This window comes from Photorhabdus sp. RM96S (assembly GCF_042879335.1).
GTDB classification, from domain to species: Bacteria; Pseudomonadota; Gammaproteobacteria; order Enterobacterales; family Enterobacteriaceae; genus Photorhabdus; species Photorhabdus kayaii.
In genome coordinates this window covers 35,885-54,814 of record NZ_JBHFKT010000002.1, presented here as the reverse complement: position 1 = coordinate 54,814, position 18,930 = coordinate 35,885, and the positions used below count along the sequence as shown (strand labels likewise).

At 50.0% G+C, this 18,930-nt stretch carries 13 protein-coding genes; 11 read left to right on the top strand and 2 right to left on the bottom strand.

Annotated features, from left to right (window positions below; translation table 11 throughout):
* The first annotated feature begins 25 nt into the window (after window positions 1-25).
* The 10 genes from traA (at window position 26) to traN (ending at window position 16,213) form a co-directional block, all read left to right on the top strand.
* A complete protein-coding gene (traA, locus tag ACGF49_RS01485) occupies window positions 26-394 on the top strand; it encodes a TraA family conjugative transfer protein (protein WP_387489378.1) in 369 nt (122 codons plus the stop codon).
* Window positions 395-594: 200 nt separating this feature from the next.
* Window positions 595-6,081, top strand: coding sequence for an Ig-like domain-containing protein (locus tag ACGF49_RS01480; protein WP_387489074.1), 5,487 nt, complete (start codon window positions 595-597; stop codon window positions 6,079-6,081).
* Between the two features lie 313 nt (window positions 6,082-6,394).
* Window positions 6,395-7,102, top strand: a complete 708-nt coding sequence (locus tag ACGF49_RS01475; RefSeq protein ID WP_387489070.1) for a DsbC family protein — start codon at window positions 6,395-6,397, stop codon at window positions 7,100-7,102.
* Window positions 7,099-9,543, top strand: coding sequence for a type IV secretion system protein TraC (gene traC, locus ACGF49_RS01470; protein ID WP_387489067.1), 2,445 nt, complete (start codon window positions 7,099-7,101; stop codon window positions 9,541-9,543). Before ACGF49_RS01475 ends, traC begins: the two co-directional genes overlap by 4 nt.
* Window positions 9,544-9,557: 14 nt before the next feature.
* Window positions 9,558-9,875 (top strand): hypothetical protein, encoded by a 318-nt coding sequence (locus tag ACGF49_RS01465; RefSeq protein WP_036813126.1) that lies wholly within the window; start codon window positions 9,558-9,560, stop codon window positions 9,873-9,875.
* Entirely contained in the window at window positions 9,872-10,402 is a 531-nt protein-coding gene (locus ACGF49_RS01460; protein WP_036813128.1) for a S26 family signal peptidase, read from the top strand. The genes ACGF49_RS01465 and ACGF49_RS01460 overlap by 4 nt, the downstream gene beginning before the upstream one ends.
* Window positions 10,365-11,624, top strand: a complete 1,260-nt coding sequence (locus tag ACGF49_RS01455) for a TrbC family F-type conjugative pilus assembly protein (protein ID WP_387489064.1) — start codon at window positions 10,365-10,367, stop codon at window positions 11,622-11,624. Before ACGF49_RS01460 ends, ACGF49_RS01455 begins: the two co-directional genes overlap by 38 nt.
* The gene (locus tag ACGF49_RS01450) at window positions 11,621-12,292 is read left to right on the top strand and encodes an EAL domain-containing protein (RefSeq protein ID WP_036813133.1); all 672 of its coding nucleotides are present in this window, start codon (window positions 11,621-11,623) and stop codon (window positions 12,290-12,292) included. The genes ACGF49_RS01455 and ACGF49_RS01450 overlap by 4 nt, the downstream gene beginning before the upstream one ends.
* Window positions 12,289-13,296, top strand: a complete 1,008-nt coding sequence (locus ACGF49_RS01445) for a TraU family protein (RefSeq protein ID WP_000983282.1) — start codon at window positions 12,289-12,291, stop codon at window positions 13,294-13,296. Before ACGF49_RS01450 ends, ACGF49_RS01445 begins: the two co-directional genes overlap by 4 nt.
* Window positions 13,297-13,411: 115 nt before the next feature.
* Window positions 13,412-16,213, top strand: a complete 2,802-nt coding sequence (gene traN, locus ACGF49_RS01440) for a conjugal transfer mating pair stabilization protein TraN (protein WP_387489060.1) — start codon at window positions 13,412-13,414, stop codon at window positions 16,211-16,213.
* Window positions 16,214-16,251: 38 nt separating this feature from the next.
* Here traN and ACGF49_RS01435 read toward each other — a convergent pair whose 3' ends face one another.
* Window positions 16,252-17,115, bottom strand: coding sequence for a hypothetical protein (locus ACGF49_RS01435; protein ID WP_387489057.1), 864 nt, complete (start codon window positions 17,113-17,115; stop codon window positions 16,252-16,254).
* Window positions 17,116-17,237: 122 nt separating this feature from the next.
* Entirely contained in the window at window positions 17,238-17,879 is a 642-nt protein-coding gene (locus tag ACGF49_RS01430) for a hypothetical protein (RefSeq protein ID WP_387489055.1), read from the bottom strand.
* 293 nt (window positions 17,880-18,172) lie between these two features.
* Here ACGF49_RS01430 and ACGF49_RS01425 point away from each other — a divergent pair, with 293 nt between their 5' ends.
* The gene (locus ACGF49_RS01425) at window positions 18,173-18,493 is read left to right on the top strand and encodes a hypothetical protein (RefSeq protein WP_036813145.1); all 321 of its coding nucleotides are present in this window, start codon (window positions 18,173-18,175) and stop codon (window positions 18,491-18,493) included.
* Window positions 18,494-18,930: the final 437 nt, after the last annotated feature.

The window sequence follows — 18,930 nt, the reverse complement described above, 5'->3', positions numbered from 1 at the left end:
GATGTTCTTAATGAACGTAAATCAGTTGGCGAATGCCTCAAGTAAAAACAACACACTCTTCCTCTTCATGGGGTTGATGGTCGTAGCCTTCCTGCTTGTGCCTGATCAGGCACACGCTGGTACTGGTGGTACAGCGTTTGACGACGTGTGGGTAACTCTCAAGGATTGGACCCAAGGTACTTTGGGTCGAATCGTTGCGGGTGCGATGATCCTGGTCGGCGTTGTCGGCGGTATCGCTCGCCAGAGTCTCATGGCTTTTGCTATGGGTATCGGTGGTGGTATGGGCCTGTACAACTCTCCGACCGTAGTGGAATCCATCATGTCTGCCACTCTGGAAAATGCAGAGAAGGTTATCCTGACGGTTGTGCAACTCAGCAATGGCTTGGGTCTGTAAAAGCTACTTCGCCGTTAATGATCGAGTGATATGGGCAGCCTAAAAGCTGCCCATATTTTTTGGGAAAAAATCTAGTCATAACAAATTTCAACTCTTTCCTCATTTGCTCAAAAAGGGCACTTTCACAGCCCATGTTTATGCACTCCTTCCCGTAACCTCCAGCATTGGGTTCTTGTAACTCAAAACGAATGGAGAATGCGATGATCAATTTCAAGCCTAAACTTCCGGCGTTGCTTGGCGCTCTGGCGGTTCTTACCGCTGGTGCTGCTCATGCAGAGTTGCTGGAATATACCTTTAAGGCTCCAGATGGTACTCAACGGTCTCTGCCTCCGAATGCCAACTATGCCAACCCGATGGGCAACGTTTCGTTTGCCTTGAGTGCCGGTATCGACCGAAAGGTCAAGATTTCGGTACGTCGGTCGGATGGAACAGTGGTTTCGACAGCGACCAGTCACCTTCTTGGGGCTACAGATCGCATTACAGTAGGTGGAAAATCCTACTATGGTGCGGAACTTCAACTACCAGCTCCGGTTGGTGGTGCATACACTGTCAGGGCTGAAATTCTTGCCTCTGATGGTTCGACAGTACAGACGGATGAATATCCCTTTACTGTCGATGTTACGCCACCGACTTACTCTTCGCTTGCGCCTGTTTATGGTGGCTACGGACAGGTCATTAGCGGCGACGTTTGGAAATTGGGTCTAGGTGGTTCTCAGGACAATGCCTTTTTGCTGTCAGGGATTTCTGATGAGTCACCTATCAAAGGCGTCAAAGCAAAGCTGTATCGTCAAGACGGTTCACTCTACAAAGATGTATCAGTGAACTACGATGACGCTAATGGACAAGCTAGGCAGTCTTACCAGTCTGGATTTTTCCCCGCTTCTGACTTGGATGAAGTGTTTACACTTCAGTTTGAGATAAGTGATAGCGCTGGGAATAGCTATCTTTTGCCTCGTCAAAAAGTGATGTTTGATAGCATAGCCAATGCTCCGTCATCACCTTTTGGTGTTTATGACCCTTCCAGCACAAACAACTTAGGTCCTGGATTATCCGGATTTGTTGCTTACACTGAGGGCATGACAGTTAAAACTAACCCAATCAAGTTAGCTTGGCGTGTTCCGCGTGATAACTGGCATGAGTACAGAGAAGGCGGGATAAATATGACCAACGCCTTGGGAGAAATGTCCAAGGTAGGAGAAGATGCCAGCTATGTTTATCTCGTCACAACCGCGCCTTATGGTAATACCGACGGTAACTATTGGCGTTGGGTGAACTTCGGCCAGTGGGGGGGAGGAGGTATTGCTTATAACCTCACTCTATCTCCATCAGCGCCTAAAAGTCCCAGACTTTTGGGGGTGGATTACAATTACAGTGATATAGGCTGGTCTAGTTTTTACCGCTACTGGGTGAACAATTCTGTTCTTCCTGTCACTGTTAGCAGTATCCGTGTCAAAGTTGAACCAAGGCCTTACGTTCAAACTGCCGTTCACAGGGGAAGCTGTGAAATCCCTGTTGGTCAAGATAGCTGCGTGATTGCTAATAGCTTCACAATGGCTAAAGGCACAACAGGGTACGTCCACGACAATGCGACAGTCTTCAATCCTGATAAATCTCTTCGCTCGAATCCTCTTTGGGCAGAGGTTAACTGGAATGACCAGCACTACCCTCAGCTAAGTCAGCAGTACGATCAAAGCAGCAAGGTATTTACCTTATTCGTTAACCAGCCTGGACGAGGCGCTTACTTTGATAGGCTGCGTCTGCGAAGTGCTTGGATCGAAGATAGCAAAGGCAACAAGCTGTCTCCGACCGGTGGGTTAATAGCCAACAACTGGGAGAACTACACCTACCAGTGGGATCTCAAAACTCTCCCCGAGGGGCAATACAGTCTTGTTGCCGCAGCAGAGGAAATGCACGGGCCTTTAACTCGGCAACCCATGTTCCAGATCACGTCCGATAGAACTGCACCTACACTGACGATCAGTGTGGCAGATGGAGCAGCTATTCAGACTCTGGACGATGTGGTAATTACCTTGGCTGATGCTGTTGATCCTTCTCCTAAGTTGACCTCTATTGCCCTCGTCGGAGGCCCGGCCAATGACAAGGTTCAGTTGTCCTGGCGTGAAGAATCGAAAGGGCGATTCCGTCTTGAGTACCCGGTAATGTTCCCGTCTTTGAAGGAAGGGGAATCTTACTCGCTGACTGTGGCCGGAGAGGACGCCCAAGGCAACTCGGTACAAAAGGCAGTTGGCTTCGAATACAAGCCTCGTCAGGTAATGCTGGCGGATGGTATGGACGGGAAGGTCATGGTTCCTGCTGTTACTCATGAATTTGTTCATGCAGATGGCAAACGGATCATCGAGACGAAGCCGCTGACGCTCAGTGATGGTGCTGTCGTGACAGGTTCATACGACGTGTTTGCGACCCTCCGTTCTGATGCGGAAGTGCCGTTGGTGGTGAATGGGGTGCGTATCGAGCCGGGCCAGACAATGGGAATCATGAGCCAACATGATTTTGGTGCGTCAGGTGGCCGTTTGAGCATCCCTGTCAAACCGGCTGTACCGGATGTGGTCGGTTCATCCAGCCTTCTTGTCATGACCTCTGCGCCTAACTCGCCCATTCTGGTTGTAGACATTAATACCTGGAAAGGGACGGCAAAACTGTCGGCTGAGTCATGGACAATTCGCCAGGTTATCGATCCGGTGAAAATCTATGCCTTGCCGGAAACAGGGGTTCCTTGCCGGTTCACCACGAAAGCGGACGTAGCTATGGCCGCAGATCCGATTCGTGACCCTGTGTGTTTGCTCCAGTGGGACAGAACACCGGATGAGGCTGAACAAACCACCCAAGACACCAACGGCATGAAGGTAGCAGGGCTGGTGGGTCAAGCAGTAAGTATTGGTGAACAACCTGTCGAATACAGCTTATACCTGTTCAGTGGTGACGGTTCCAAGGTGAAAGTTGGCTCCGGCTCACAGAACCTGACTGTAACTACAGCCTATGGTTCGGTTAGCTACACCCCGATTGATGACATTGCTCAAGTGAATCGCGTCATTGAAGACTTTGATGTGAACTTCAAGCAGAGCAAGGGTCCTGACTGTTCTATAACCCTCAGCGCAGACCGTGCGAAAAAAGAGGCCGCGAACAAGGGGGTAGGGAGTGCGAGTAGAACCTGTCTGTTTGAGTGGCAGCAGATCCCTGATGGATTGCTCCAGGACCAGCTATCGGAATTTCCTTCGCTCTCTGGCTCACTGGCCGCGAACGGCGATCATCCACTGGGCTGGCGGGTAAGTATTTTCACCCGTAATGGCACTCGGGTGACGTTGAACGATCAGACGTTCAACATCGAAGCTGTTAATCCACCAGCTCCGACCGTTGAACTGTCATCTAAATACAACTTCAAAGACAACATCTACATGGTGCCGATGACAGGTAACTACTTGGGTGATGCCATTATCAACTCTGAACGAGCTGATCTGGATATTGCCATCTCGCGCAACTCTGATGTCCTGGAGGCTGAAACTTTCACTCCAGGGTGGGGAGCCACCAATAAGGTGTATCGTCGCATCAATACCGATGAGCGAGCTTTGTGGGAGGAAACTACTTACAAGGTGAATGCTGCGTACAACAAGGTCCCTGATGTGAAAACGGAGGTTGTCTACCGGGCTATCGCAGCACCTTCTGACAGCATCCGTCCTATCGTTGAGGTTCAAGGTGACACGGCGATTGATACCCAGGCATTACTGGTTCGGGTTCTTATCCGTGATCAGTACAAACCTGATGGTGACTACGACGCCAACACGATGGGGGTGTGGAAAGTACGTCTGATCCAGCAAAAAGCCTACAACGAGACAGTAGCTCTTACTGATTATGCGGAAGCATCGAATGGCGAAGCTCAATTCTCGGTCGATCTATCTAGTGTGGGTACGTCTTCTGTCCGAATTTCGGCTGAGGCTGTTCTGGAAAGCCCTGTCGAGGGGTACAGCCGAACTGAGTTGTCCATTAGACCAGCTTTCCTGGCCGTGCTGCGTGGCGGTGCCATTGGTGCTGGAGTTGATGCTCGTAAGCTGTCTGGTGAAGCTCCTTTCACCGCAGTGTTCAAGCTGTCTCTTGACGACCGTCAGGACCTTCGTGCTACCGGGCAGGTTGTGTGGGAAACCAGTAAGGACGATGGTAAAACTTGGGAGCAGTTCATCCCGGAAGATCGATACAAGTATCAGCTTGTGAAGACCTTTGATAAGGGTGAGTATCAGGTTCGAGCTAAGGTGGTGAACGTTAACTCAGGAGCTGAGAAGTACACCGAAGCGGTCAGTGTCGTTGCTTATGACAAACCTGATATTGCTGTCGTCGGCCCGACCACGTTGTTTGTTGGGAGTGAAGGCAAGTACACCGCGAGCCTGACGTTGAACGATGAGCCGGTTTCTGGGGGCAATGCTGTTGTTGAGTGGTCTACTGACGGTGGCAAAACTTACTCGCAGACGGGTGATAGCATCACACTTTCAAGTGATGAAGAAACTCGATACCGATTGTGGGCTCGTGTGCGCTCCACCACGGCACCGGCTGATGACGGCTATGCCTATGAAGTAGCGAAGACGGCTGTTGACTTCCGGGCTGTTAAAGCCCCTCGTCCTTATGTGACTGGGCCGAGAGTTATTGAGACCGGCAAGAAGTACGTGTTCAAAGCTGAAACCAGCCTTCCTTACCGTGGGATGGACGTGAAGCTGAACGGGTTCTTCACGCTGCCTGATGGCTCGATTGTTCAGGGTGATACCGCCGAGTACGAACCTTCGGATGCAGATCTCAATCAGGCAACTGTAGAAACGAAGTACACCACTTGGATCGAAGGATACCGAGATCTGGGGGCAGAAGCCTCACACAGCCTGCGCTCCCGCGTTTGGCAGTATGTGTGGCCTAGCTTCGGTATGCAGGTCAGGAAGAATGCGGACGTTGCTCCTGCGACCATCACTGCGTCAGTGCGGCCAATTGCCTTCAACGGCAAACTTGAAGAACCGACCTATGACTGGGAGTTGCCGGAAGGCGCAGTTATTCAGGACAAGCGTCAGGATATAGTCAGGTCCTTTGTTATCAATGAGCCGGGTGAATACAACATCAAGGTGACTGTCCGTGATGCTCGCGGCCATGAGACCGTGATCGAGCAACCGCTCAAGATCGGCCAGGCTGAGCCCTACTCTATCGACCTGCAATACTCCGGCTCGAACAAATACGAGCGTGAGCCTCTGGATGTACTGTTGAGACCGCACATTTCCGGCGGCCACCCACGCGACCGTATTTCAACTCGCGTCTACTCTGTAGACGGTACGCCGTTGGAAAGCAGCGGTTACTACGGCAGAGCAACACTGGGCGCTGGTGAGCACAGCATCAAGCTGAAAATAACATCTGAGATGGGGCATGAAGCTGAGGGTGAGGTGAGCATCAATGTCGCAGAGAACAAGTTGCCTGCTTGTAGCTTGAGCTCACGAGGGACTGTTGGGTCGTGGATTGTATATGCGAACTGCGAAGATACCGATGGCCGCATGAAGTCCTATGAGTGGACGATTGCTGGTGAGTTGCAGAGCATCAGTTCAGATCGAGTCACTATCAGCAAAGGCACCTATCAAACGATGCCGACGATCTCTCTGGTCGGGGTCGATGACTCTGGTGGCAAATCCGAAGCTGTCACGATGAACTAAGGTTTATTCTTTCCAAAGCCCGGTTCAGACCTGTCTCTTATACACAACTTTGTATCCTACTGTTTTTTATGAGAATTATTTTAAACTTATCAAGACAGTATTGAAAAATATTTCCTTTAAAATCAGTTGAGTATATTTATCAAATTACGGCTATTTACTCATAATTTGAGATGTGACTAAAAGACAGGTTCAGACCGGGCTTTTTTTTGTATCGCGCTGGAGTTGTCCAAATTGGGCTATTACAGAGGCGAGTCTATTCCCATCCCACAGATACACTGCCCAGCATCCAGTAATCCAATCTTAGAGGCTAGACATGCGGACAAAATTACTTGGGGCGCTGATGGTGTTCGGGATTATCACCGGCACTGCTCAAGCGTCATCGAAATTGGAGATCACCGATCCCAGAGCGGCAAAGATAGAGGACATCGTGAAGCTGCCCATCAAGGGGGTCCGGGCCGTCCAGAGTGACGGACAGATCATGTTCCTCTCCGAAAACGGGCGCTTTGTCATTTCAGGACAAATCTACGACCTGTGGAGCAAGAAACCACTCAACACGATGTCCCAGATGCGCGATGTGGCAGAACGTATTCACTTCAAGAGCATGGACATGGACGTGGGCACGCTGAACACCCTTTCAATGGGACGCGGGGACAAAGAGGTCGTGGTTTTTGTTGATCCCCGCTGTGCTGTTTGCCACAAGCTCATGGACGAATCAAAGTCGCTGGTCGATGAGTACACCTTCAAATTTGTCGTGATCCCTGCTCTTGGTGCTGAGTCCAACCGCCTTGCAAAAGGCTTGTACTGCGCGAAAGACAAAACCAACGCGCTCGATGCGTTCATGAACAACACCCTGGCTTCGCTTCCTTCAAAAGAAACCTGTGACCCCGGCCAATACGATCAAACGCTTCTGACAGCTCATTTCATTGGGATTGAAGGCGTACCGTTCGTTGTTGCACCAGATGGCCGCGTGAGCAAGGGGCGTCCGAAGAACCTGAAATCATGGTTGGAGAGTGCTGAATGATCGTAACCATCAAAAAGAAACTTGAAGAAACGTTGATCCCGGAGCACTTGCGAGCTGCCGGGATTATTCCTGTATTGGCCTATGATGAAGATGATCACGTCTTCCTTATGGATGACCACAGTGCAGGCTTTGGTTTTATGTGTGAGCCTCTGTGTGGTGCTGATGAGAAAGTCCAAGAGCGAATGAATGGATTTTTGAACCAGGAGTTTCCGTCGAAGACTACGCTCCAGTTTGTTCTGTTCCGTTCCCCGGACATCAACCAGGAAATGTACCGGATGATGGGGTTGCGTGATGGCTTCCGTCACGAGCTGTTGACATCTGTCATCAAGGAACGAATTAACTTTCTCCAGCACCACACCACAGACCGCATATTTGCCAAAACCGACAAAGGTATCTACGACAACGGCCTAATTCAGGACCTCAAGCTGTTCGTTACGTGCAAAGTGCCCATCAAGAACAATAACCCGACTGAAAGTGAGCTCCAGCAGCTTGCCCAGCTCCGCACGAAGGTAGAGTCGTCGCTTCAAACTGTTGGCCTACGTCCACGCACTATGACGGCGGTGAACTACATCCGGATCATGAGCACCATTCTGAACTGGGGGCCTGATGCGTCATGGCGACATGATGCCGTGAATTGGGAAATGGATAAGCCAATTTGCGAGCAAATCTTCGACTACGGCACCGATGTGGAGGTCAGTAAGAACGGCATCCGGCTTGGTGACTACCATGCAAAAGTCATGTCAGCTAAAAAGCTGCCTGATGTTTTCTACTTTGGCGATGCGTTGACCTATGCAGGGGATCTCAGTGGTGGTAATTCCAGTATCAAAGAAAACTACATGGTCGTTACCAATGTGTTTTTCCCTGAGGCCGAAAGTACGAAGAACACCTTGGAGCGCAAGCGCCAGTTCACAGTAAACCAAGCCTACGGGCCAATGCTCAAGTTCGTGCCGGTGCTGGCGGACAAAAAGGAGAGTTTCGACACTCTCTATGAGTCCATGAAAGAGGGAGCCAAGCCCGTCAAGATAACCTACTCGGTGGTTTTGTTCGCTCCAACCAAAGAGCGTGTTGAAGCAGCAGCAATGGCCGCACGAAACATATGGCGTGAATCTCGGTTCGAGCTGATGGAGGATAAATTTGTTGCTCTACCGATGTTCCTCAACTGCCTGCCATTTTGTACCGACCGGGATGCAGTACGAGACTTATTCCGATACAAGACCATGACAACCGAGCAGGCTGCTGTAGTCCTGCCGGTGTTCGGGGAGTGGAAGGGGACAGGGACTTATCATGCTGCGCTGATTTCCCGTAACGGCCAGCTCATGAGTCTGTCTCTTCACGACAGTAATACAAACAAGAACCTGGTGATCGCAGCCGAATCTGGCTCGGGTAAATCGTTCCTAACCAACGAACTGATTTTTTCCTATTTATCCGAAGGTGCCCAAGTATGGGTTATTGACGCCGGTAAGTCTTACCAAAAGCTGGCGGAAATGCTCAATGGTGACTTCGTTCACTTTGAGGAAGGAACGCACGTCTGTCTCAACCCCTTCGAGCTTATACAGAACTATGAGGATGAAGAGGACGCGATTGTTAGCCTCGTCTGTGCAATGGCCTCAGCAAAAGGTCTGCTGGATGAGTGGCAAATATCTGCGTTGAAACAGGTCCTTTCTCGACTGTGGGAAGAGAAAGGTAAAGAGATGAAGGTCGATGACATCGCTGAGCGCTGTCTCGAAGGTGAAGATGTGCGACTGAGAGACATTGGTCAGCAGCTTTATGCCTTTACGTCCCAAGGTAGCTACGGGAAATACTTTTCTCGTAAGAACAACGTCAGCTTCCAGAATCAGTTCACTGTATTGGAGCTCGATGAGCTGCAAGGCCGTAAACACCTCCGTCAGGTTGTTCTCCTCCAGCTCATCTACCAGATCCAGCAAGAAGTCTTCCTGGGTGAACGAAATCGCAAGAAGGTCGTCATCGTTGATGAAGCATGGGATCTACTCAAAGAAGGTGAAGTTTCCACATTTATGGAACACGCCTACCGGAAGTTTCGTAAATACGGTGGTTCCGTTGTTATTGCAACCCAGTCGATTAACGACCTTTATGAGAATGCAGTGGGCCGTGCCATCGCAGAGAACTCGGCCAGCATGTACCTGCTCGGCCAAACCGAAGAAACCGTGGAATCTGTTAAACGTAGCGGTCGCCTGACACTTTCCGAAGGCGGGTTCCACACCCTCAAGACGGTACACACCATCCAAGGCGTGTACTCAGAAATCTTTATCAAATCAAAGAGCGGTATGGGTGTCGGGCGCTTGATAGTGGGCGACTTCCAGAAGCTGCTGTATTCAACCGATCCGGTGGACGTTAACGCCATCGACCAGTTTGTGAAACAGGGCATGAGCATCCCTGAGGCTATCAAAGCCGTGATGCGAAGCCGTAAACAGGCTGCATAACCAGGGAGACTTTAATGGACATTAAATCAATCGCAATCGCTGCTGTTCTTGGTGCTGCCGGAGGTTTTGGTGGTAGCTACTACGTGATTAACGAACAAACTGCGAGCATTCATGAGCGCTTAAATCAAACCCCGCCGGTGGTGGTTGTGGATTTCGCTAAAGTGGCATCAGCGTATCCGGCAGGCGCTTCTCAAGAGGAAGTCGAAAAGCTGATGGTCAAGACCAATGACGCGATTTTGAAGTTGAAAGAGGCGGGTTATTTGGTACTTGACGCTAGTGCTGTCGTCGGGGCGCCAAGTGACGTGTATCTCCCTGAGGAGGTACTTAAATGAGATTTGCGTTCAAGAAGTATTTGGTCAAAAAAGAATCCTGGAAGCGCTTCGGGGTTAAGGCCGGTGTCACGCTTCTGATTCTCTGGACAGCCGGTGCTGCTTTTGCCAGCCGCTACCGCATTGGAATTGACCCCCAGCAGGAGAAATGCCTGCCGGGTTATACCTTCTTCCTTATTGACCTCAAAGACCAGTCACTGGAGAAAGGAGCTGTGTACGCCTTTAGTGCGAAGAATATGGAGCCTTTTTACAAAGACGGGACTCGCATGGTCAAAATCCTAACGGGGATGCCGGGGGATAAGGTAGAGATCAACGATAAGTGGAAGATCACTGTCAACGGTGATGTCGTCGGAGAAGGGCTCCAGCTTGCAGGGAAACTGCATTTGCCAGAGAGCCATTTTTACGGCAAAGCCACGTTGAAAGAAGACAACTACTGGTTTATGGGCAAAAGCCCATTCAGTTTCGACTCACGCTATTGGGGGACTGTGAAAAATGATCAAATCATTGGCCGTGCATACCCCCTGTTCTAAGGTCGTTCTGGCTGCGTTGATGCTATCTGTAGCTGGTGGCGTTTTTGCTCAAGAATCCCCACTCACAGAACAGGACAGTGCGCTTATTGAGCAAAGAAAGCAGATAGCCGAAAAAGCCCAGAAGCTGGAAATGTCGTCTCTATTGCAGAACCAGCACATGGATGAAGCTCAGGTCGAAGCAAAGGCATTTTTTAAGCAGCTCCAGTCTACCAACCAGACACTAAAGGAAATGCAGCTCAAGCAGGCCGAGAAAGGTATCTACACTGACCATCGGATACTGGTGTTTGCCTCGCTTTCTCTTGGCGATCAGGGGTTAGATGATGTCCTAACGGCAGTATCAGGTCAGCCTGATGCAGTGGTTGTTTTCCGTGGCATTCCGGAAGGGATGAACTTGGGGCAGGGGGTAAAAGCCATTCAGGCGCTGGCGGCCAAGAAAGATCCTGTGCCGAATATCATCATCAACCCCACATTGTTCAAAACGTACAAAATTACAGCCGTTCCGACGATTGTGATGATCGAGGATGAACCATTGCCGGGAGAGCAACCAAATGTTGTCGCCCAAGTTTCAGGTTTGTCAGACCCAGTATGGCTCACTCGGGAAGTTAATAACGGGGAGAAGGGTGATCTCGGTGTCAGGGGGCCAATAGAGAAGATCGGTGAGCCTGATCTTATTGATGTTGCCAAGAAACGCCTTGCCAATATCGACTGGGAAGATAAGAAGAAGCAGGCTGTCGAGCGCTTCTGGACTAAGCAAAACTTCAACGAACTCCCTAGGGCCTCGAAGTCTCGCACCAGGGAAATTGACCCCAGTGTCATGATCACCAGTGACATCAGCACTGCGGATGGCACTGTGTTCGCTCATGCAGGGGATGTAATTAATCCGTTGTGCGACCCCACGGAAGTCTGCAAGCCGGGAACGCGGCCATTTACCCAAGCGGTCGTTGTTTTCGATCCGCTGGATAAAAAGCAAATGGAGTTGCTCGCTAAGAAGCTGCCTGAAATCAAGCGGGAGCCTGGAGTACAGCGGATCACCTACATTGCTACAAAGTTAGACAAAGGTTGGGACTCTTACAAGAGCGTGACCGACAACTTTGACGCGCCGGTATATCTGCTGACACCAGATCTAATCGCCCGGTTCGAGCTGGAGAACACCCCGAGCGTAATTACTGCCAGAGGCTCGAAGTTCCTTGTTCGTGAGCTTGCGGAGGAAAGTGAGGAATGATTTTTGCCCCGGCTTTCCAACCAATTAAAGACGTCGGCACTGGTTCGTTTGTTGCTGCTGAGGTACTGGCTCGTTGGTATGACGAAGGCCGGGTTCTTACGCCATCAAGTTTGTCATCCCAGCCTCATTGGGGGCTGGTGGACATGGAGTTGGCGCGGTTCATTCAGGACAACCTTCATAATTGCTTGGATCTGTACCCGACTCTCTTTCTGAACGTCTCCGAACAAACTTTGTACTCAGACGTCATCTTCAAAGCGTGGGCGCGGGTTATCCACGACATTGCTAAGAATCACTCATCACGGGTAGTCATAGAGATCACAGAGGGCATACAGGACGCCTCTCTTGCATTGAGATGGAAAGCTCTGGTCGAAACTGGTGTTGAGCTGGCGCTGGATGACTATGGGGACAAGAACTCTTCTCTGGAGCGTCTGAGCTGTTATGACTGGCGTTATTGCAAATTTGACGCGAGAAGACTTCGTTCGCTTGAAGACTACCCGGCCATCCTCCACTGCCGCCGAAAAGGCATTCAGCTTATTGCTGAGCAAGTGGAAACCTTTCCACTGGGAGAGAGCGCCAAATTACTTGGACTGTCATGGCAGCAAGGCTTCTATCACGGGAAGCCTGCGGTCATGGAGAAACATTTGAATTACGTAAAGGCCTTACCATGATGCAAAAAATTCTACGGATCATGGCCGTTAGCGCGGTCTTTTGGGTTGGTTCGGTATCGGCTGACCCTGGGTGCCAGAATGCGGAAGTGATCGGCGGAAAGCTGATTACTGACATCTGCTGGAGCTGTATTTTCCCTATCAAAGTAGCTGGGGTTCCTATAAGTGGTGGGGGTGGATCATTCCCGAGTGAAGCCGTCAGCAACCCTCTGTGCATGTGCGAGGATAATCTAGGAGTTCCTCGTCCTGGAGTTACCACTTCTATGTGGGAACCAGCACGGCTCGTTGAATTTCAGCGAGTGCCTGGCTGCTCATCTGTCTTGAATGGTGTCAGGTTCCCGTTTGATAGGACTAACCAAGGGCATCACGGCATGGGTGACATGGATGGTGGTGATGGTTCTTTCATGCACTATCACTACTATGCGTTTCCTTTGTTGGTGATGCTCGATTTATTTATTAAGCAGACCTGTAACGCCGATGGGTATATGGATCTCGACATCATGTACATGTCGGAGCTTGACCCAACCTGGAACAATGATGAGCTCGCTTTTTTCACCAACCCAGAGGCAGCGGCAGTAGCAAACCCAATTGCGGCGGCTGCGTGTACTGCTGATGCTGTCTCATCAACCGCTGGAAAACCTTTAAAACAGCTTTTCTGGTGTGCTGGTTCGTGGGGCACCCTGTATCCATTTAGTGGCAACCAGAATGGTGGGAAAGGTGTTATCCGTGATAGCAGCCTTCTTAGCACAAGGGTTCTGGCTGCTTTGCATCGCCGTGGTTTGGCATGGAAGACAATGGGGTCTGAGGCTATGTGTAGAGGCGTTATTAGCCCAACACTACCCAAAACGCAGTACAAATTCACGCTATTGCATCCGGTTCCAGAGACCAACTCATCTCACGTTATTGGTGAATCCACCCTTACGTGGGGGCTGGCGCGAACTATACCGGCAATTGGGCAAGATCCAATTTACACCATCTGGCGATGGAATGATTGCTGTAACAATTGAGCAGAACCTAACGAATTTGCACGGGCGTTTTCGATTATGCCCCAAAAGGGCCACTACACGTACAGGTGGCCCTTGTCTTCTCAGATAGCATGGGAAGGTTGAAATGGAGAACACAATGCGAAGTCATAATTACTTTATGAGAGCTGTGGCCTCGCTGTTGACAGTAACCATGTCTGCGCTGCCGATACATTCCTATGCTAACGGTAGCCAAGACCAGGACATCACAGCGGTGGGTAAAGAGGCCCAGGCTTTCGGACAAAACCTCTCAAACTCTTTCAAGTCGAGCTCGGGGACTGTGCAAAATGGCACTATCTCTATGCCGACGTTGAAAGATGGTCAGTTCCAAATGAATGGGGGGAACCAGATTAATGTCAATGATCTATTCCCAGGAACTAGCGGGACCAACAATAAACCTGACAGTTATTACTTCCCTGATGCCAATAAACCTGATGTGGGCGGCCTGCAAGGCATTTACGACTCTGGCGATGACATGGACAGCGTGGGGAATAATGCAAAAGGGTCGTTGTGGAGTGATGCCAATAGTGCTGATCCATCAATCTCTGGCGCGGCATACAAGGTCCTTCTCGATGCCTCGAATCGATCACGCCCTGATTTTAGTAATGACCCGGTACTGAACCTAAGCAAAAAGACCTATGAGGACATGGACCTCATAGCAGATGGCTTTGGAGATTGTTCTGCCGAAACAACTATCAATCAGAATACTATCAACGCGCATATTCCAGAGTATGAGCGATGCCAGCGTGTTGTAGACCAAAGTGCGGATTGTGAGGTTGTCCATGACTACGACGCCTCTGTTGTGAAGCACTATGATGGCCCATATAACCTCAAATCTTGTGGAGAAGGCTGTACTGAGTTGTGGATTGGCCGAGTGGGTGACAACTACTGGAGTGGCAACTGTACGATCTATGAGGAGTACACGCGGGTACAAGTCAGTAATCCAGACGCCATAGTGTCTGCAACGCTTGAATACGCCAAGTGGGATGACTACATGCAAGTTTGGGTTGGTAAATCCGGTCAGGAAACTAAAGTGTGGTCAGGCCCTGACGGCAACTTCCCTCCAGAAACTGCTGGTCGATGTGAATTGTCAACAAGTTGGGAGCGTAACCCTAATGTCGATGTCACCCCCTATTTCAAGAATGTGAAAGATGGTGATGTTGTTACGTTTAAGATCCGCGTTTCAGTAAGTGGCGAAGGTGAGGGTTTTGGCCGCATAAAACTCCGCTATGACCCATCGAAAGCCATTACCAAGGATGAGTGGGCTCCACAGAGCTGCATGGATTCAGCCAAAGGGGTTGTAGATGGTTTTGCGGAAGGCGAGATCACATGTATAGATGACCCGACTGATGTCACGGGCTGCACAGTCATCAACGGGATCAAAGTTTGCGAATTCCAACTCAAACCGTCACCTTTGCCTGGTATTCCAAAGCTATGCAAAAAGGTTCGAGTTAAAGCCGACTATGACTTCTATAAGGGGCAAATGGACTGCTGGACAGACCCTCAAGGTGAAACACACTGTCCGGTAAACACGGGCGGGAACCTTGATAGTTGTCAGAAGTATGAAGAAAACCCACAGTGCGGCTTTATCAGTTCCAAATGTGTTGATGGCGCTCAGGGGAATTCTGGTACGTGCTACGTCCACGAGGATACTTATGACTGTGGAACAGATGTTTCTGTTCCGACCTTAGAAAAGGAAACAGAATACCAGTGCGGTGGGCCTATACGCTGCATGGGAAATGACTGCCTTGATTTGACCAAAACACAAAGCACTGATTTTGCTCGCGCTACTGCGTTGCTCAATGCGGCCCAGTTCATGACGCAGGATATGAGCTGCACAGGCCAAGACGGGGATGATAATCCTACTGGGGATGAAAACGTTATTTGCTCTGCTTTTGCAGGGGAAGCTGGCGAATGCAAGATAGCTGTTGGGGGTGTTTCCGATTGCTGTGAAAAGCCAACCAATATATCTCTTGCCGATTATCTGAACCTAATAATGGCCGTTCCCAAGCTCGATGGCGCAGTGATGGGGTTGACTGATGGTAATGCGCTTAAAGGGGCTTATCAGGTTCTTAGGGAACCAGTCCTTCAAGGGTGGACAGAAGTCACAAAACCGTTCACAAGTTACATTGAGAACGTCTCTGGCGCTGTTGATTCTTTCTTTCAGCCTGTAGAGCAGTTTGTTGACCAGCTCATTGACCAGCTCAAAGAGCAAGTCAAAGAAGTGATGATGGATGTCATGAAATCAGCAGGTCAGGATGCAGCAACAGAGCAAGCTGCTGCCGCCGCATCCGAACAGGCAGCCGAAGCGATGATGGAGACGGCGACGACATGGCTTAGCACCGCCATGACGATATATACCGTCTATGTCGTTGCTATGGTGATGATCCAGATGATTTATAAGTGCGAGGAAGAAGAGTTCACTATGAACGCCAAAAGAGCTCTCAAGAATTGCACCTATGTAGGTTCTTACTGTAAATCCAAGGTGTTGGGCGCTTGTATTGAAAAAAGAGAAGCGTACTGCTGCTTCAACTCTCCGCTCTCTCGTATTATACAAGAACAAGTTCGTCCTCAATTGGGGCAAAACTTTGGAGACCCAAAAAATCCTCAGTGTGAAGGGATTCCACTAGATAAAATTGCCGAGATTGATTGGAGCAAAATTAATTTGGATGAGTGGCTTGGGATATTGCAGCAGAATGGTAAATTTCCTGATCCGAACTCAATAAATCTCGATTCGCTGACAGGCGTAGGGAATGACTTCAATATTGACGGGACGCGGAAGAATGCTCAGGAAAGGGCGTTAGAGCGGTTGGAGGGGATCGATATTGACGCGAAGCGAAAAGAGGCGACAAATAGTATAGATCCTCAAACTGGCGCACCAACGGGCGGTGGTGGTGGATAACAAAAGGGGCCTTTCGGCCCCTTTCTCATGTCGATTGATTACGCTTCTGGGTAAACAAATAACTCTGCCTTTCCCTGATCAAGAAGGTAAGGGAAAGCAACTTTGTCGCCACTCTCCAGTTCAACTGATTTCGGAGCAAGGTAGAGGTAGGCCCAAGCTGGTAGCTGTTTGCTAATGGCTGCGTAGATCGCTTGCTGAGGAGCGTGGCTGGCTGTTCCATTGCCGACATTCACAAAGTTGTATGCGGTCTCATGGCCTGATGTGAAGGCATACGATGTACCTTGAACACCAGAGACAAAATCAGGCGCTGCCCCTATGCGAGGCTCCACGATCTTCACCTTGACTGAACACATGTCAGCCACCTTGCTTTGTCCATTCACCCACGTCGGGCAACCCCATTCATTCTTGTAGAACTGATAGGTGAGGCGACCGTCTTTGTCATACAGCAGCGTGAAATTGGCACCCAAATCAGTCAGCGCTGACTCGATGGAAACTTTCACATGTGAAAGAAATTTGGCTTGAGCACTTGCCGGTGAATCTGCTTCGTTTTCTGGCATCCATGCAACCAAGCTGTTACGGGCACCATGCTGTTTGGGGCCTATAGCCCAGTTTGCAAGATTGACCAAGCCGCCTTGCCAATCGGTCATTCCTAGTTGGGGTGACATGTAACCAGACAGCACGTATGCCGCACCAAACGTTTTGGTGTCGGTCAGACGCTCAAGCTTGTCACGGGGGACCGATGCGTCTTGGATACCCGTTACCAGGCCACCAGCTTCTGCGATGTTGTAGGCGCGACTGTGATTGGTTTTATAAGCTGATGGTTCGTAGTTGCTGCTGGTAGATGCACAGCCAGATAGAGTAGCTACAGCCAAAGCTACGGTGGTGATTAATGTTTTCTTCATGTTGTTCTCCGTTCTTGCCTGAGTTGAATCTGATTTACTTCGATAATATCACGGCATCATAAAATGCAACCATAAAAGGCAAAAAAAAGCCCCTCAAGCGAGGGGCAAAGGTTTGGGCTGGGTTATGCTGCTTTCGTTTTCTCAGCTTCGTCTGCGATTTCCTTGTCGCCGGTTTCAGACTCAGGAGCGGCCTGGGCCACTTCACCTTCTTTGCCTTTGGTGTGGGCGGAAATGCGAGCTCGTTTCTCGATGCCGATGATGCGACCTGCCAGTTTAATGAGACGCTGCTGCCACTGGTAGGTTGCGTCGGTACGTTGCTTGCTGGTCAGGACGGTGTTCAACCAGAGGGTGTCAACGATCCCCATCAGGGTATCCAGCTTGCGGATAAGGTGTGCAAACTGGGCCACTTGGGGAGAGTTGATCTCGATGGTGTATTCGTTAGGGTTGGTGTAGCCAGGCATCATGTCGATGCCGTTGTCTTCCATCAGCTTGTTGAGCTGAGCGGAGGCTTTATCCAGATCTTCGGAGACCTTGGAGATGTGTTCCAGGATGACAGTTTCAACCTGGTCGATTTCTTCCTGTTCACCGATGATACGAAGGATAACGTCGATGGAGAACAGGGAGTTAGAAACACGCTCAAAGCTGCGCTCCATGACGCGCTGAGCCTGTAGGCTGTTCACTTTCAATACTTGTTTGAATATAGGGCGAGAGTAGTGGTTGCTGCGGTCGTTGCTTGTGTCCACTGCTGCTTGTGCTTCTGCCATTAGAGATACTCCTAAATTTGAGGTACAGATAAACGCACTGGAAAGGATAAATGCGGTCAATCTGTAATCTGACCTCTCGAAGTGCCCAAAATGGACAGTTACAGCGTTTTCTGTTGAGCAAAGGTGAGCTATATTTGAACCATCTTAGTCGCTCTGCGGCTATAGGTGAGATAGCTGGTCTCCAAAAACAAACAGCATCTAGCTTTATGCCGTATGGCATTACTTAACCCCAAACCGGGGGCTTCTCCCGGTTTTCGGGTGTTGCCCCTGATCTTTCCTATAGGAGCAACACCATGCACATCATCACTTTCATTGTAGTTCTGCTTGCATCTCTGGGCGCACTGTACGTTGGCGCGAAGGTATTTGCTTTTTCCTTCATCGCTCTCGCTAAAGTGTTTCAGCGTATCGGTTTGTTCCTTTGGAACAAATTCGCAGTTCCTGCAATGCGGTCTGTACAGGCCGTCATCAAGGAACGTGCTGCTAAGGCTGAACAAGCCAAAGCAGTCGTTGAACCTGAGGTAACTCAAGTTCAAAAAGCTGCTAAACAAGAACCTGATTGGGATTATCTCGAAATCCCGACTTACCTTCGTAAGGGCAAGGATCTTGTTTGGTAATAACTGTCGCTGAGCAATCTTCGACACTTTCACACCCATCGGGGCAACCATACCCCGACGGGGATGTTGCCCCTTTTTTGCTTAGGAGCAACATCATGGAAATCGCTATCATCGCTATGTGTATCCCTACTGGTTGGGCAATCTCTCGTCCTTTCGTGAGAATCGCTGAATCATTCGGCTACTGCTGATAGTCAACACAAAGGGAGGGGGCAACCCCTCTCTTTCTGGTCAAGCCTCTGTGGCTTGTCCTCAAAGTCTTCTGATGTCAGTTGGCTTTGACGACAAGCTACAGGGGGAATGTCGAATGCAACAGAGTTTTCATGTTTACGACGATTACGCAGGCATCATCTATCTGGCTGATGGACGCGAGGTGAATGTGGTGATGTTCGTCCATTGAGGGAGTAGCCTCCAGGAGAGGCTACTCCCTTCGCTCAAAA

Bases quoted from the DNA above. Each gene is read 5' to 3' on its own strand.
- ACGF49_RS01480 (WP_387489074.1), top strand. From the start codon at position 595: ATGATCAATTTCAAGCCTAAACTTCCGGCGTTGCTTGGCGCTCTGGCG.
- ACGF49_RS01475 (WP_387489070.1), top strand. From the start codon at position 6,395: ATGCGGACAAAATTACTTGGGGCGCTGATGGTGTTCGGGATTATCACC.
- traC (WP_387489067.1), top strand. From the start codon at position 7,099: ATGATCGTAACCATCAAAAAGAAACTTGAAGAAACGTTGATCCCGGAG.
- ACGF49_RS01465 (WP_036813126.1), top strand. From the start codon at position 9,558: ATGGACATTAAATCAATCGCAATCGCTGCTGTTCTTGGTGCTGCCGGA.
- ACGF49_RS01460 (WP_036813128.1), top strand. From the start codon at position 9,872: ATGAGATTTGCGTTCAAGAAGTATTTGGTCAAAAAAGAATCCTGGAAG.
- ACGF49_RS01455 (WP_387489064.1), top strand. From the start codon at position 10,365: ATGATCAAATCATTGGCCGTGCATACCCCCTGTTCTAAGGTCGTTCTG.
- ACGF49_RS01450 (WP_036813133.1), top strand. From the start codon at position 11,621: ATGATTTTTGCCCCGGCTTTCCAACCAATTAAAGACGTCGGCACTGGT.
- ACGF49_RS01445 (WP_000983282.1), top strand. From the start codon at position 12,289: ATGATGCAAAAAATTCTACGGATCATGGCCGTTAGCGCGGTCTTTTGG.
- traN (WP_387489060.1), top strand. From the start codon at position 13,412: ATGCGAAGTCATAATTACTTTATGAGAGCTGTGGCCTCGCTGTTGACA.
- ACGF49_RS01435 (WP_387489057.1), bottom strand. From the start codon at position 17,115: ATGAAGAAAACATTAATCACCACCGTAGCTTTGGCTGTAGCTACTCTA.
- ACGF49_RS01430 (WP_387489055.1), bottom strand. From the start codon at position 17,879: ATGGCAGAAGCACAAGCAGCAGTGGACACAAGCAACGACCGCAGCAAC.
- ACGF49_RS01425 (WP_036813145.1), top strand. From the start codon at position 18,173: ATGCACATCATCACTTTCATTGTAGTTCTGCTTGCATCTCTGGGCGCA.